This window comes from Streptococcus macedonicus ACA-DC 198, assembly GCA_000283635.1.
GTDB classification, from domain to species: domain Bacteria; phylum Bacillota; class Bacilli; order Lactobacillales; family Streptococcaceae; genus Streptococcus; species Streptococcus macedonicus.
The window spans coordinates 593,717-608,155 of sequence record HE613569.1 but is presented as its reverse complement, the minus strand read 5'-3'; the positions used below and the strand labels follow the sequence as shown (position 1 = coordinate 608,155).

Sequence of the window (14,439 nt, the reverse complement as noted above, 5' to 3'; positions counted from 1 at the left end):
CATCTCAATCTTCTTTTGAAGCGACTGAAAAATTAACACCGACTTTGTCTCGTAGGAATTTCCAAAGGTAGTAAGCAATGTAAAAGTCAATACAACCATGGACAAGAGAACCAAAGCCAATCAGCCCAACTAATGACCAAACATAAGCTGCACCAGTGTGTGCCCCTGCAGTCAAAACTAAAACAACGATGAATTCTGCCAAGCCATGTAAGAAATTCAAGAACAAAGCCAAAAAAAATGTTGATAAAGGTTTCTCAAGCAAACTTGGACGTTTTTGAACCAAAACAGCTCCCACAATAGCAAATAACAAGTGGGAAACAGCACGCAAAACGATGACAATCGGAAAACCTGCAAATAAGAACCCTAAGCTTGTTCCTAAAGCAACTAAAACCGCAACTTGCGGTGAAATAAACATTGCCATAAAAACGGGTACGTGACTTGCTAGTGTAAACGAAGCAGGTCCAATAACCACTTTAACTGGCATAACCATTGGAATCAGAATCCCAAATGCAAGCAAAATTGCTGTAAAAGCAAGAGATTTTGTCTGATTTCGTCTCATAATAACTTATATTTATATTAGTGGATAGCTCCCGCTAGTATAAACCCTTTCTTTCATTATTTTTTAGACTTTTTATATAGAATGTCTCCTTTTTGATATCTATCAAAACCTTTATTTACCAATCAAGGCACTATCAGCTTCTTAAATGTTATCGATAAAAAAGCCTATTGACATTATTTAGACTAACTTCCCCAAAAACAACCGTCCCAGAGCCACTAATTAGTCTTGCCTATTATAAATAAAAAAAGCACAGGTGTCAAGACACCTGTAACTATTTAGTTAGACTTCAAAAGTAATCCTTTATCTAATAACATTTCCTTGATATCTTCAAAATCATCTTTTGAATGACAAGAAAGCGTATGTGTGTGAATCCCATGTGTTAGCGAAGATAAAAGTGTCGCATTAGAATGTTCAACCTTATCCATAAAGTTGGTAATATCTTCGTTACTTCTTATATTGAGCGGCGCTGTTAACATACCATAAACAGGATGTTCAACTTCAACATCAACCACAATTCCACCCTTAGCAACGATGTTGTCCAATTCTTCTTTGGTTCTTTCAGGACCATGTTGACAAGCAATTTTCCCGATAAATTGGTGCGAATAAAGCGCTTGTGACATCACATAACCTTTAGGTGTCGAAATCACGTCATGATTAGCTGCTCTTAACAGAGCAACATCACCAACAATAATTTGGCGACTAACATCGAGTCTGCTAGCTAAAGAACTGGCTGAAATGGGAACTTGCGTCTGGCTCAAAATATCGATAATTTTTTGACGACGTTCTGCTGCTTTCATAAAAGCCCCTCCAAATATAATCCTTACTATTAATCATACCATAAATTTTTAAAAAAACGTCCACCAGATACTCACACAAGAAAATTTAGCTATTGATTAGTTTGGAAAGATAAAAGGAAAACTATAACCATCCCACTATCTCTACAGAAAATTACTTTGCTAATATTGCATATCAATCTTTTTAGTTTCACTATAAATAATATAAAAAGCACTCTAGGGGATAGCCTAGAATGCCTTTATATCAAGGGTTTTAACCCTTATAATCTACTATCAGATTATTTACCAAGGTAGTATTCGTTTGTAACGTTTAACTTTTCGTCGAATTCGAATACAAGTGGTGGGAAGTTAGGGATTTCAACATCCATAATTTCGTCATCTGACAATTGTTTAATGTGTTTTACAAGAGCGCGGATTGAGTTACCGTGTGCACCTACAAAGACGTTTTTACCGTCTTTAAGAGCTGGAGCGATTTTATCTTCCCAGAATGGAAGAGCGCGTTCCAAAGTAACTTTCAAGTTTTCAGCATCTGGAATTACTGTGTCGTCAAGGTGAGCATAACGACGGTCAGTGTGTGCTGAGTATTTGTCATCTTTAGCCATAGCTGGTGGCAATACATCGTATGAACGACGCCAGATGTGAACTTGTTCGTCACCCCATTTTTCAGCAGCTTCAGCTTTGTTTTGACCAGTCAAAGCACCGTAGTGACGTTCGTTCAAGCGCCATGATTTTTCAACTGGAACCCAAAGTTGGTCAGCAGCTTCAAGAGCAAGGTTAGTTGTTTTGATAGCACGTTTAAGAACTGAAGTGAAAGCAAAGTCAAATTCGATTCCTGCTTCTTTAATCAATTTTCCAGCTTCGATAGCTTGTTTTGTACCTTCTTCTGAAAGGTCAACATCAGCCCAACCAGTGAAAAGGTTAGCTTTGTTCCATTCAGATTCACCGTGGCGTGCAAACACTAATTTTACCATTAGATAAAGTCTCCTTTAAAGTAATACAAAGGCTATTAACGCACAGCGAAAAATAGGTATTAGCCTATCAGTCCAGCGACTTGATAAGTTAGACTATTTTTGGCTCAGCATTCTAGCCATATTAATTATTACGACCAGATAAAGTCGCTTACCTTTACTATTCTACCCAAAAAGCTGTAAAAAAGCTAGTAAAATTACTAATTTTCTCTAAAAGACTCAATGTCCGCTGGTCATTTTTAAACCGATAATTCCAATGACAACCAAAATCAAAAAAAGGTAGGCAAGCGGTGATAATTGGTCTTTCAGAAAGACAATTCCAACAACTACTGTTCCGATTGCACCAATCCCTGTCCAAATCGGATAAGCAAGACTCATTGGAAGGTCCTTTAACGCACGCGCTAAAAAGACAAAGCTTAAAACCATTCCAAGAATGGTTACCATTGAGTAGCCAAGCCTGCTAAAATTCTCACTTAATTTCATACTCGTTGCCCAAACAACCTCCAATATTCCTGCTAAAATCAAATAAATCCACGTCATTTTGTTCTCCTTTTCTTGATAAAATAAAAAATGGCAACAACACCATTTCTTTATCCAAAAGGATATCCCTACGAAATGATGTTATCGCCATTCCCCACTTTCCGGGGAAAGTGGTAGCTTTCTATATGATTGATGCTATTATAAATCAAATTATTTTTTATGTCAATGTCATGGTACGCATGGCATTCAAGGTTGCGAGAATCGCTACTCCCACATCTGCAAAAATTGCTAGCCACATATTCGCCATTCCGAGGCTCGCTAGTAATAATACTAGAACTTTGATACCAATTGAGAATATGATGTTTTCATGAGCAACGCAAATGGTCTTGCGAGCAATCTTAATTGCTTTGGCAATCTTTGACAATTGATCATTCATGACAACCACATCTGCCGCTTCAATGGCAACATCACTTCCTAGAGCACCCATGGCAATTCCAACATCAGCTCTGGCTAAAACTGGTGCATCATTGATACCGTCACCGACAAAGCCAACTGTGGTACGTTGTGATTTTTTAGCAAGATATTTTTCAAGTTCATTAACCTTATCTGTTGGCAATAGCTCCGCTTGATAGTCTGTGATGCCCAAATCATCAGCGATTTTTTCAGCAACTTCACGGCGGTCTCCTGTCAACATCACCAGATGCTTAACGCCAGCTTGTTTAAATTGTTCCAAGGCTTCCTTGGTGTCTGACTTGATGCAATCAGAAATCACAATGTGCCCTGCGTACGCTCCGTCAATAGCAACATGAACGATTGTTCCAACTTTGCTACAAGCCTTCCATTTTGCCCCTAGGCTATCCATGAATTTGGTATTTCCAACAGCAATATTATGTCCGTTAATAATAGCGCTGACACCATATCCTGACTTTTCTGTCACGTCTGTAATGGAACAATCATCTGCTTCTTTTTCATAAGCTTCGCGAAGCGATTGGGCAATTGGGTGAGTTGAAAAACGTTCCACATGACTAGCTAAATGTAACAACTGCTCATCCGTAATATCATTGGGATGAAGCGCCGTTACTTCAAAAACACCTTCTGTCAAAGTTCCAGTTTTATCAAAAAACAAACTCTCAAGCGAAGCTAGACTTTCCAAATAATTAGACCCTTTAACCAATACACCTGCTTTTGAACAAGCTCCCAATCCTCCAAAAAAGCTCAAAGGAATTGAAATCACAAGCGCACACGGACACGAAATCACAAGGAAAGTCAATGCACGGCTAAACCATTCTGGAAAATTCCCAGCAAAATCACCAGAAACGAGAGGTGGCAAAACAGCCAAAATCACCGCTGCAATCACCACAGTTGGCGTATAAACAGCCGCAAATTTTGTCATAAAATGCTCACTTTTTGACTTGTTAGCAGCAGAATTTTCCAGTAAATCCAGAATCTTGCTTAACGTTGAATCCTTTACAGAATGCAAAACTTTAACACGAATAACCCCTGTCATGTTAATCATTCCTGAAAGAACTTGATCACTAACTTGAAGCGTTTGTGGTAAGCTTTCACCTGTCAAAGCTGCTGTATCAACAGAGGATTCACCAGCAATCAAAATACCGTCTATGGCCACTTTTTCTCCAGGATGGATAGAAATGACTTGCCCTTCTTGCACTTCTTGTGGGTCAACATCAACTACCTCATCGCCTTTTTCTAAGTGAACAAGGTCTGGGCGTAAATTTAACAATTCTGCAATTGATTTTTCGCTGCTACCTTCTGCAATATGTTCAAATAATTCACCAACTTGGTAAAATATCATGACAAAAACAGCTTCCGCAAACTCAGATTCCTTTGTCATAAAACTCAAGACAAATGCTCCTAACGTTGCTATCGTCATCAAAAAGTGTTCGCTGAAAACTTTTCCTTTACTGATTTTCAGCACCGCTTTTCTTAAAACATCATATCCAGCAATAAGATATGGTATGACGTAAAGTGCAGCCTGTACTGGTAAAGATGGTTGTGTTGCCTTTACCACTCCAAAAACTAGCAAAAATCCTAAAGTCGCTAGTAAAATCCGTCTAAGGGATTTTTTGTTTTTTTCTGACATTGTCAGTCCTCCTCATAATGCTCCACGACGGAATCTAAAACCTGACTGATATGCTTGTCAGCCAAAGCATAAATCTGATTTTTTCCTTCACGTCGTACAGATACAATTTTCAGATTTTTCAACAAGGTCAATTGGTGTGAAATAGCTGACGGGCTCATTTGCAAAATAGCTGCTAGCTCACTAGATTTTAATTCACCCCGACTTAGACACCAAATGATTTGTAAACGTGTCCCATTTCCCAAAGCCTTGAAAAAATCTGAAACATTTTCCAATAACTCTCCCTCAAGCAACTGTTGTGTTTGGCTATCTTCTATCATCTAAAATTACTCCTATATCAATTTATAAAATATTTGAACAATTGCTCAATTGTTTTATAAATAAAATATAGCACTTTTACCACTCTTTTTCAAGGAAATACTGGATTTTATCCAAAATAAGGAATTTGTGCTACAATTCTTGTATATACAATTTTTTTGGAGGTAGTAATAAAAGTTTTTGCACTTACAGACAGCTCACAACGAGCGATTTCTGATTTAGCAATAATAGATATTCCAAAACCTAAGATTGCAGCAAACGACGTTCTCGTCAAAATGACCGCTGTTGGGCTTACTCCTGTCGATTTCAAGGTTATCGAAACCGGTGTTGATGCTTGGACATTTCCGCATATCATCGGTATGGATATTGTAGGAGAAATTGTTGAACTTGGTGAGCATGTCACTCAATTTCAAATCGGTGGCCGTGTGGCTGGGCATGGCAATTTAACCAAACAAGGTTGCCTAGCTGAATTTGCCAGTGTCCCTGCTTACCAATTAGCCAAAATGGCTGGCTTGACGGTTTATACCACAGCTTCAACTGCTAAGGTTGATTTTGTCAAATTGTTCGGTGCAGATATCGTGATTGATTACAAGACAGAAAATGTTAGTAGGCGAATTGCCGCACCCACTGACGAACTGGGTGTTGACATGATTTATCAATACCATTGGTAAAGACGAATCAACCGAAGATTTGAAACGATTAGCTTATAATGGCAGTCTGATTACGGTTGTTTCACCACCACGCATTAACAATCCAAGTGACTTATTTAGCCGCGCCTTAAGCATTGACGTCTTAAATCTTGGCGGCGCTCATTTATCACACAATCCTCAACAAGCCCAAGATCTTGCAACAATGATCGAAGAGCTCTTTGACCTTGCTCAAGAGCAAAAAGTAAAAAACCTTGTTAGCCAAACATTCCCATTTGAACAAACAAAAGAGGCTTTACAAGTAATAAAAGACCGAAAATTTACAGTAAAACCAGTCATTGATATGAATTCAAACTAAAACGTTCGGAAATAACTTGCTTTCCTTCTAACTAAATAGTAAAATAAAGGTGGCTTAAAAATATCTTTCTAGCTACTACACTATTCTTGGAGGACTTTATGGTTTCAACAGCAACAAAAATTGGTGCTTTCGATTTTGACAACTGTTTCATGAATGCCGCTGGCGTTTATTGCATGACACGTGAAGAATTGGTAGAAATTGATGCCTCTGCAGCTGGTTCTTTCGTTACAAAAACAGGGACATTGACAGCACGCGCTGGTAATCCTGAACCACGTTACGCAGACACTAGCCTTGGCTCAATTAACTCAATGGGCTTACCAAATAACGGTTTTCAATATTATCTTGACTACGTTACAGAGCTCCAAAATACACCAAATAGCAAACATCATTTCTTATCACTTGTTGGCATGTCAGAAGAAGAAACACACACCATTCTTAAAGCCGTCCAAGATTCTGACTACCAAGGATTGGTGGAATTAAACCTCTCTTGTCCAAACGTTCCAGGTAAACCTCAAATTGCCTATGATTTTGAAACAACAGAGACACTTTTAAGGGATATTTTTACCTATTTCACTAAGCCACTTGGTGTGAAATTGCCACCTTACTTCGATATCGCTCATTTTGACCGAGCAGCTGCGATTTTTAATCAATTTCCACTCACTTTTGTGAATTGTATCAATTCTATCGGAAATGGTTTGATTATCGAAGATGAAACCGTACTTATCAAACCTAAAAATGGCTTTGGCGGTATCGGTGGCGACTATATTAAACCTACAGCGCTTGCTAATGTCCACGCTTTTTACCAACGCCTTAAACCATCTATCCAAATCATCGGAACAGGCGGTGTCAAAACAGGGCGTGATGCTTTCGAGCACATCTTGAGTGGCGCTAGCATGGTTCAACTAGGGACAATTTTACACCAAGAAGGTCCAGCAGTCTTTGAACGTATTACGAATGAACTAAAAGCCATTATGGAAGAAAAAGGCTACAAAAGCCTTGAAGATTTCTGTGGCAAATTAAAATATATTGATTAACTATCACAAAGGCCAAAAAGCATCTGAGACAATGTCTCAGATGCTTTTTTCTTTCTATTATTTTTCACCTCAGAAAGATATGAGTTTTGATAATAAGCTATTTCCTATTTAGTCATTACGCATTAAATTCAAGATTGGTTTTTTGACAAGGAATAATACCACACCAATGCCAATACAGATTAAGCCTAAAATACCAAAAAATGCTACTTCTGTTCCTTTATTGAAAGATGGTGTAATCAAGGCATTTACTGCTTGTGATGTTGAATCTGCCAAGAACCAAAGAGCAACCATTTGTGATTGGAAAGCAAGCGGTGCAAGGCGAGTTGAAACAGATAGACCTACTGGAGAAATTAACAATTCACCAGACATTTGAATTGCGAACATCACTACTAACCACATGAAGCTCACGCGACCATGTGTACCGTATAAAATACCTGGCACAGCCATAATAAGGTATGAAATTCCAGTTAACAATAGACCCAATCCAAATTTTGTAACTACAGACGGTTGACGATCACCCATTTTATTCCAAATCCATACAAAAACAGGTGTTAATACAACGATGAATAATGGATTAAGCAATTGATACCAAGAAGGGTCAATATGAATAGTGACGCCTAAAATAGTTGGATTAAGGTTTGAACGTGTTTCACCCCAAACCGCAATAACTGTTGAACTTTGTTCTTCGACTAACCAAAAAACAATCGAAGATAAGAACAATGGAAGATATGCCAACAATTGTTTACGTTCAGTACTTGAAACTTTATTTGAGGTAAACATTGTCACAAAGTAAATAAATGGAATGACAATACCTGCCCATGAAAGAATATTGATGATATTATTAACAAAGTTTGATGGATTTAAACGATAAACGAAGAATCCAGCAATAAGGATAATGACTAAAGCAACACCCAACTTCACTAACAAGCTTTGTTTTTCTTCTTGACTTAATGGGTTAGACGGTTTATTTCCCAATTCTGGGAATTGTTTCATGCGTCCAAACCAATAAATAAACAAAGCAAAAATCATTCCGATTGCAGCAAGCGAGAAACCTAGGTGATAATTGATGCTTTCACCAACTGTCCCTACTACAATAGGAGCAAGTAATGAACCAATGTTAATTCCAACGACAAATATATTAAATCCTGTATCACGACGTGGGTCATCTGCTGCATATAAGTGACCAACCATGTTTGAAATATTGGATTTTAACATCCCTGTTCCCAGAATAATTAAAAAAAGAGAAATAAAAAGAGATGTTAAACCAAACGGAATAGCCAGAACAATATGTCCTAAAGTGATAAAAATACCACCGATGAAAATTGTTTGAGAAGCCCCGAGAATACGGTCTGCAAACCATCCACCGATAATTCCTGAAAGATATACAAGTGCACCGTAAATACTAACGATAGCCATTGCTTGAGTTTTAGGAAGTCCTAAACCTGGATTAGGCGCGGTAACAGATGCATACAAATAATAAATCAAAATGGCACGCATGCCATAATACGAGAATCTTTCCCAAAGTTCTGTTTGGAATAATGTAAACAAAGCTTTAGGTTGTCCAAAAAAAGTTTTTTCTATTTTTTTACCCATGTATTCCATCATATAAGGAATTTTAGACTTTATCAAGTTAGTTTTTTCTGACATCATTTATCACAAATTTCCTAAAAAACCCATAATATCAAGTATTCTATATTATAAATTCTCACCAAAAAAATTTTGTTATGTATTTATAGTCAAAAAATATCTATCAAATCATGTTAGTTTTTAACTTTTTCATCAGCAATATCTAACATTCAGTGTATTTTTATATTATTTAAGAAAAATTCTTCTTTAATATTCTTCTTATATTCTTGAATTTTAATTTTTTAACACTCATGATAAAAACTCCCATAAAATTGACCCAACATCTTAACTATGACCGAGTAAAAAAGTGCCCAATGGACACTACTCACTTTTCTATTTCTAGACAAGTAAAAAAAGCAGCCAACGGACAACTACCAAAATGTAGGCAAAACCTACTTTTTAATAAAGTAAGTTATAAAGAATTATTGTCTTTGTTCAATCTTAGGATTATTTGCGAGCAAAGCGAGCAGCAAAACGATACTTACCGCCGTGGTGAAAGTGGCTGCAACATCAATAAAACTAGCCACCCGGAAGTTTTGAGGGAGTAGTACAGAACCCCAATATTCATAGTTCGTTGTACCGCCCCCCGCACAGTTGACTAGGTTGGTCGCAATTTTGCGAAGCAAAATAAGAACTGCCAGTCAACCACTGCGACTCTTAGGAATTCCTTGGATTTCTTCAACAGTCCACTGGACTGTTGAACCTGCCGACGGCACCACCTAAGGAAAGTATCAAAAAAAGACTTTCTTATCACCAATCATCCCAGAAGTCATCATCTTCTTTTTGATGAGCTTCCTCGGTTTCTTCCTCTGTCTTTTCTGTTTTTCCTTGTTCAATGACCTTGCCGTTTTCATCTACTTTAGGTTTCATCACAAAGCTATAAGCGATAAACATGATAACTTTCAAAATTGAAAAAACGCCTAAAAAAATGACAACGATTAAAAGGGATTTATCCATAGTACACTCTCTTCTGATTTTTCTCTGTTGATTTTGATAGCTAATAAACTAACTTTCATAGCTTAATTATATCACAAACCATCTAACAAGTTTCTAAAAATATTTGTTCCCAAGAGTGTCCATAACATAATAAAAAACCCATCAATCAGGCTATAAAGCGCAATATGATGGACTTTTAAATGTAAATTATTTTACAGCGTCTTTAAGTGCTTTACCAGCTTTGAATGCAGGTACTTTTGAAGCTGCAATTTCAATTTCTTCACCAGTTTGTGGGTTACGACCTTTACGAGCTGCGCGTTCGCGAACTTCAAAGTTACCAAAACCGATTAATTGAACTTTTTCGCCTTCAGAAAGGAAGCTTTCGATTGCTGAAAATACTGCATCTACAGCTGCTGCTGAATCTTTTTTAGTAAGCTCAGTTGATTCTGCAACTTTAGCGATTAAATCTTGTTTGTTAGCCATTTAACAAATCCTCCAATTAATTTCTAAGCGTTAACACTTTAACACGTTCTATGATACCCAAAAATACTTTTTAGGTCAAGTATTAAACGTTTTCTTAGTCGTTTTTCTTGTAAATATCAAAGTTAAATTGGTCTCCGACAAGATCGATAGTTGTCGCTTCCAAATAAATGTCTGCATCGTTCTCCAAATTTTGAATATTAATATTGATCGCTGACTCGTCTGGTAAAACTTCGACAAAACTTGGCAATTTATAACTTGATTTAATGTATTTCAAAACCTCTGATTCAGGCAAGGAAAGTGTGCCAACTGAAAATGATGTAATTTTTAGCTGAACTGCCCCAGAATCAAGACAGCTAGGTTGAAAATAAATATAAAGCGGCACTTTATAGCCTAAAAGTGTGTATGTCCCTTCAAACATAATCGCTGATGATGTGGCATAAACGGTATAAGACATCTGGTCTGTCTGATAATCTTCCAAATAAGCAGCAACAGTTTCGTTTAATTGCTCACGATTTGTTGAAAAAGTCCCAACCTTAACACTATCCGTTTGTTTAGAACTAACGTTCTCAGCCGCTGGTTCCCTCACTTGAATCAAACGACTAGCAACAACGCCAACAAACGCAATATTTATAGCCAAAATGAGGAGAAATCCCCATTTCCACCAATTAATCTTCTTTCCATTCTTCTTTAGTTTCACTGATTTTCTCCATTGTTACATCTGACATGATTTGGTAACCAATATTATTTGGGTGAAAATGGTCACCACTAAAAAGTGCATCGTTAATCACGGTTGTCTGGTCACCAGAAGTTGAAACAATTCCTTCTTCACCATTAATTCTCTTATATAACTCATCGTTGATAGGCACAAAATAGACATTATCATACTCTTCGGTGACAATTTCAGTAGCGTCATTCCAATTATCAACGATTTCTTGCATTTCCGTCATATCAGGGAAATTGAGGTAAAACGGATTGTAAATACCCAAAACATAAATTGGCAAATCTTCATTCTCTGCACGCGCTAATTCAATGATCTGACGCAAGCGTTTCTGATAAGATTTGGCAGGTTTGGTAAAAGATGACCCAGATAAACTCGTTAAATTCTTTCGAATAACTGCCATGACATCATTTCCACCAACGGTTAATGTCATCATATCTGCCTTAGCCAGCGATTTTTGAATGTCTGTCTTTTCTTGCATCCGCTGCAAGATTTGCTTGCTGGTATTTCCAGAAACACCGTAATTACTAGCGGTAACTTGATAATCATAGGTATCCGTTAAACTCTGCGCTAGCAAAGGAACAAAGCCACCTTGGTTAGTAGTGTCACCAACTCCTTCCGTCAACGAATCACCAATCGCCACATAATTAAACGGTGTCGCTTCTTGCGCCAAAAAATCTTTCTTTGTTAGCTCCGTATCAGATTTTGGAATCAGCACACTAAAAATAACAATAAACAGAAGAAGGCTTGCTAAAAAGAAAGCAAACCCAGTTAAAATATTCTTTTTCTTACTCATAACGTACCATTACCGCAAAGGCGTTTTCACCAGTATGTGTTTGGATAATTGAACCTGTTTCAAGAACAGCAATCGGAGCTCCTAACACTTGTAACTTTTCCTTAAATTCATTTGCCATATCAGCCGTACCACAGTAAGAAATACCGATTTCTGCTACTTTTTTACCTTTAGCGTATTCAATAAAATTGTCTAGCCACTTATTGAACGTTTTTAGACCACGTCCTTTAATAATTGGATTTAATTCACAATCAACCATTTCCATAACAACTTTAATGTTAAGAAGTGAGCTAATAAGACCAGTCACACGTCCGATACGTCCACCTTTTACCAAATTTTCAAGCGTTGACACACCAATATAAAGTTCAGACTTTTGACGAACTTCTTCAACTTTAGCAATAACTTCTTGTAAGCTACCACCTTCTTGAGCCAATTTTGCAGCTTGAACAACTTGGAATTTTTGACATTGGTCTGTAAAAGTCGAGTCAATAACGGTAACGTCAGCACCTGCTAAATTAGCCCCTTGACGTGCTGCTTCAACTGTCCCTGAAAGTGTATGTGTGATATGAATGGAAACAATATGCTCAGCACCATTTTTCATCAAGCTTTCATAAACTTCTGCAAAAACGCCTACTGGCGGCTGACTTGTTTTTGGCAATTCCTTACTGTTTCGCATCATGTTAAGGAATTTTCCTTCTTCTTTCAAATCACTATCTGAATACACGACACCATCAATCATGACCGATAACGGGATAATGGTAATGTCATATTTTTCAACCAACTCAGGTTCAATAGTTAAAGAGGAATCCGTAACAATTTTAATTTTACTCATTTTCTATCCTATCATACTTTCAATACTTATATCTAAATTTTATTCTAAAATTAATTATACCAAATTTTTAAAACTTAGGGGAGATTTTATCAGAGAAAGTCTAATTGCGCAAAAAAGAAGCCTTGTGGCTTCAATTTTATTTCTTCAAAAGTTCGCGAGCTTGTTCGCGCGCCATTTCGGTAATATCGCTACCAGCAAGCATTTTAGCAATTTCTTCCACCCGTTCTTCTTCGGTCAACAAGCGAACCGTTGAAACAGTCGTATTTTCATCACTGCGTTTTTCGATAAAGAACTGATAATCAGCAATAGCAATCACTTGTGGTAAATGCGATATTGCCAAGACTTGTCCGTTACTTCCGATTTTATAGATTTTTTGAGCAATAGCTTGCGCAACGCGACCAGATACACCAGTATCCACTTCGTCAAAGACGATACTTGTCTTGTCCTCTTTACGTGAAAATGCCGATTTAATAGCCAACATCAAGCGAGAAATTTCACCGCCAGACGCAACTTTAACGAGTGGTTTGAAACCTTCGCCGGGGTTTGTTGAAATGTAAAATTCAACAGCCTCATTGCCATCACGATTAAATTTCCCTTTGGTGAATTGGACTTGAAAATCAGCCTTTTCCATGTACAAATCAGCCAATTCTTGCTTGATTTCAGCTTCCAAATCTTTGGCCAAGGAATGACGTTCTTGACTGAGTTTTTCAGCAGCAACAATCAATCTTTTTTCCAAGCGCTTAAGGGCTTTTTCCATATCATCAGATGACTCATCACTTCCAGTCAAAAGATTGTATTCCTTGGTGATATTATCATAATACTCTAAAACATCATCAACACTACCGCCATATTTGCGTGTAATGCTATAAATCACCTCTAGGCGCAACTCGATTTGTTGCAAGCTTCCCGCATCAAAATCAAGGTCATCAATGACATCACCTAGGTGTTTCGTGACTTCTTCTAAGATATAGTAAGCTTCTGAAACGTTGGCTGACATTTCTTTATAGTCCGCATCAAATTCTTCGAGCGTCATCAAATCATTCATGGCTGAACGAATGTTAGACAGACTTGAAAATTCTTCGTCATCAAGCATGACATAAGCATTGGTCAACGTATCTGCAATGTTTTTATGATTAAGCAATTTATCACGTTTTTGGTTGAGCACTTGGTCCTCACCAGCTTTCAAGGCTGCCGCTTCAATCTCTGCTATCTGAAATTCTAGCATTTCAATACGCGCTTTATGCTCTTGTTCATTTTTTTGCTTGGTCACGACACGCTTACGCAATTGACGATAGCTTTCAAAAAGCTCTTGATAATGTTTTTTGACATCAGCAAACTGTTCATTACCAAATTCATCCAACATCCGAATGTGCATATTGGGCTTCATCAATTCTTCTTGGTCATGCTGCCCATGAATATCAACGAGATACTGCCCAACGGCACGTAACGTTGACAGATTCACCATTTGTCCGTTGATACGACCGATAGAACGACCATTTTGCAGAATGTCACGGCGAATAATCAATTCTTCTGTCACATCGATGCCATTTTCTTCCAAAATCTGTGTGAGCGCAGGATTTTCACCAACCGAAAAAAGCCCTTCAATTTCAGCCTTGTTAGCCCCATGACGAATAACGTCAAGACTAGCCCGCGCCCCCAACATGAGGTTCATGGCATCAATAATAATCGATTTCCCCGCTCCAGTTTCCCCTGTCAAAACCGTCATACCATTTTCAAAAGTGAGCGAGATTTCTTCGATAATGGCAAAATTTTTAATGGAAATTTCTAAAAGCAT

16 protein-coding genes are annotated in these 14,439 nt (G+C 37.6%); 3 read left to right on the top strand and 13 right to left on the bottom strand.

Annotated elements, in window-relative coordinates:
* Positions 1-4 precede the first annotated feature (4 nt).
* The 6 genes from SMA_RS03240 to SMA_RS03215 form a co-directional block, all read right to left on the bottom strand.
* Positions 5-559 (bottom strand): hypothetical protein, encoded by a 555-nt coding sequence (locus SMA_RS03240; protein ID WP_014294197.1) that lies wholly within the window; start codon positions 557-559, stop codon positions 5-7.
* Positions 560-834: 275 nt separating this feature from the next.
* Positions 835-1,356, bottom strand: a complete 522-nt coding sequence (locus SMA_RS03235) for a transcription repressor NadR (protein ID WP_014294196.1) — start codon at positions 1,354-1,356, stop codon at positions 835-837.
* A 275-nt stretch (positions 1,357-1,631) separates the two neighbouring features.
* Entirely contained in the window at positions 1,632-2,324 is a 693-nt protein-coding gene (locus tag SMA_RS03230) for a phosphoglycerate mutase (RefSeq protein ID WP_014294195.1), read from the bottom strand.
* A 216-nt stretch (positions 2,325-2,540) separates the two neighbouring features.
* Entirely contained in the window at positions 2,541-2,861 is a 321-nt protein-coding gene (locus SMA_RS03225; protein WP_014294194.1) for a DMT family transporter, read from the bottom strand.
* 157 nt (positions 2,862-3,018) lie between these two features.
* A complete protein-coding gene (locus SMA_RS03220) occupies positions 3,019-4,902 on the bottom strand; it encodes a heavy metal translocating P-type ATPase (protein WP_014294193.1) in 1,884 nt (627 codons plus the stop codon).
* A gap of 2 nt (positions 4,903-4,904) precedes the next feature.
* A complete protein-coding gene (locus SMA_RS03215) occupies positions 4,905-5,219 on the bottom strand; it encodes an ArsR/SmtB family transcription factor (RefSeq protein ID WP_014294192.1) in 315 nt (104 codons plus the stop codon).
* Positions 5,220-5,375: 156 nt separating this feature from the next.
* On the opposite strand from SMA_RS03215, the gene SMA_RS11900 reads away from it, so the two are divergent.
* The 3 genes from SMA_RS11900 (at position 5,376) to SMA_RS03205 (ending at position 7,256) form a co-directional block, all read left to right on the top strand.
* A complete protein-coding gene (locus tag SMA_RS11900) occupies positions 5,376-5,888 on the top strand; it encodes an alcohol dehydrogenase catalytic domain-containing protein (protein ID WP_230937529.1) in 513 nt (170 codons plus the stop codon).
* Positions 5,889-5,907: 19 nt separating this feature from the next.
* A complete protein-coding gene (locus tag SMA_RS11895; protein ID WP_223246243.1) occupies positions 5,908-6,222 on the top strand; it encodes a zinc-binding dehydrogenase in 315 nt (104 codons plus the stop codon).
* 98 nt (positions 6,223-6,320) lie between these two features.
* Entirely contained in the window at positions 6,321-7,256 is a 936-nt protein-coding gene (locus SMA_RS03205) for a dihydroorotate oxidase (protein WP_014294191.1), read from the top strand.
* Between the two features lie 108 nt (positions 7,257-7,364).
* Here SMA_RS03205 and SMA_RS03200 read toward each other — a convergent pair whose 3' ends face one another.
* The 7 genes from SMA_RS03200 to recN all read right to left on the bottom strand — a co-directional run bounded on the left by SMA_RS03200 (position 7,365) and on the right by recN (position 14,439).
* Positions 7,365-8,849 (bottom strand): peptide MFS transporter, encoded by a 1,485-nt coding sequence (locus SMA_RS03200; RefSeq protein ID WP_081498601.1) that lies wholly within the window; start codon positions 8,847-8,849, stop codon positions 7,365-7,367.
* Positions 8,850-9,632: 783 nt separating this feature from the next.
* The gene (locus tag SMA_RS03195; protein ID WP_014294188.1) at positions 9,633-9,839 is read right to left on the bottom strand and encodes a hypothetical protein; all 207 of its coding nucleotides are present in this window, start codon (positions 9,837-9,839) and stop codon (positions 9,633-9,635) included.
* A gap of 186 nt (positions 9,840-10,025) precedes the next feature.
* Positions 10,026-10,301 (bottom strand): non-specific DNA-binding protein Hbs, encoded by a 276-nt coding sequence (gene hbs, locus SMA_RS03190; protein ID WP_014294187.1) that lies wholly within the window; start codon positions 10,299-10,301, stop codon positions 10,026-10,028.
* Positions 10,302-10,395: 94 nt separating this feature from the next.
* Entirely contained in the window at positions 10,396-10,998 is a 603-nt protein-coding gene (locus SMA_RS03185) for a YpmS family protein (RefSeq protein ID WP_014294186.1), read from the bottom strand.
* A complete protein-coding gene (locus tag SMA_RS03180) occupies positions 10,967-11,815 on the bottom strand; it encodes an SGNH/GDSL hydrolase family protein (protein WP_014294185.1) in 849 nt (282 codons plus the stop codon). Before SMA_RS03180 ends, SMA_RS03185 begins: the two co-directional genes overlap by 32 nt.
* On the bottom strand, positions 11,808-12,644 hold the full coding sequence (gene fakB, locus SMA_RS03175) for a fatty acid kinase binding subunit FakB (RefSeq protein WP_014294184.1): 837 nt from the start codon (positions 12,642-12,644) through the stop codon (positions 11,808-11,810). Before fakB ends, SMA_RS03180 begins: the two co-directional genes overlap by 8 nt.
* Before the next feature lie 136 nt (positions 12,645-12,780).
* Positions 12,781-14,439 (bottom strand): DNA repair protein RecN, encoded by a 1,659-nt coding sequence (recN, locus tag SMA_RS03170; protein ID WP_014294183.1) that lies wholly within the window; start codon positions 14,437-14,439, stop codon positions 12,781-12,783.

What these genes read in the sequence shown, in the direction of transcription:
- SMA_RS03235 (WP_014294196.1), bottom strand. Translation starts at nt 1,356, where the DNA reads ATGAAAGCAGCAGAACGTCGTCAAAAAATTATCGATATTTTGAGCCAG.
- SMA_RS03240 (WP_014294197.1), bottom strand. Translation starts at nt 559, where the DNA reads ATGAGACGAAATCAGACAAAATCTCTTGCTTTTACAGCAATTTTGCTT.
- SMA_RS03200 (WP_081498601.1), bottom strand. Translation starts at nt 8,849, where the DNA reads ATGGGTAAAAAAATAGAAAAAACTTTTTTTGGACAACCTAAAGCTTTG.
- SMA_RS03205 (WP_014294191.1), top strand. Translation starts at nt 6,321, where the DNA reads ATGGTTTCAACAGCAACAAAAATTGGTGCTTTCGATTTTGACAACTGT.
- SMA_RS03180 (WP_014294185.1), bottom strand. Translation starts at nt 11,815, where the DNA reads ATGAGTAAGAAAAAGAATATTTTAACTGGGTTTGCTTTCTTTTTAGCA.
- SMA_RS03225 (WP_014294194.1), bottom strand. Translation starts at nt 2,861, where the DNA reads ATGACGTGGATTTATTTGATTTTAGCAGGAATATTGGAGGTTGTTTGG.
- SMA_RS03215 (WP_014294192.1), bottom strand. Translation starts at nt 5,219, where the DNA reads ATGATAGAAGATAGCCAAACACAACAGTTGCTTGAGGGAGAGTTATTG.
- SMA_RS03220 (WP_014294193.1), bottom strand. Translation starts at nt 4,902, where the DNA reads ATGTCAGAAAAAAACAAAAAATCCCTTAGACGGATTTTACTAGCGACT.
- hbs (WP_014294187.1), bottom strand. Translation starts at nt 10,301, where the DNA reads ATGGCTAACAAACAAGATTTAATCGCTAAAGTTGCAGAATCAACTGAG.
- SMA_RS03195 (WP_014294188.1), bottom strand. Translation starts at nt 9,839, where the DNA reads ATGGATAAATCCCTTTTAATCGTTGTCATTTTTTTAGGCGTTTTTTCA.
- SMA_RS03230 (WP_014294195.1), bottom strand. Translation starts at nt 2,324, where the DNA reads ATGGTAAAATTAGTGTTTGCACGCCACGGTGAATCTGAATGGAACAAA.
- fakB (WP_014294184.1), bottom strand. Translation starts at nt 12,644, where the DNA reads ATGAGTAAAATTAAAATTGTTACGGATTCCTCTTTAACTATTGAACCT.
- recN (WP_014294183.1), bottom strand. Translation starts at nt 14,439, where the DNA reads ATGCTTTTAGAAATTTCCATTAAAAATTTTGCCATTATCGAAGAAATC.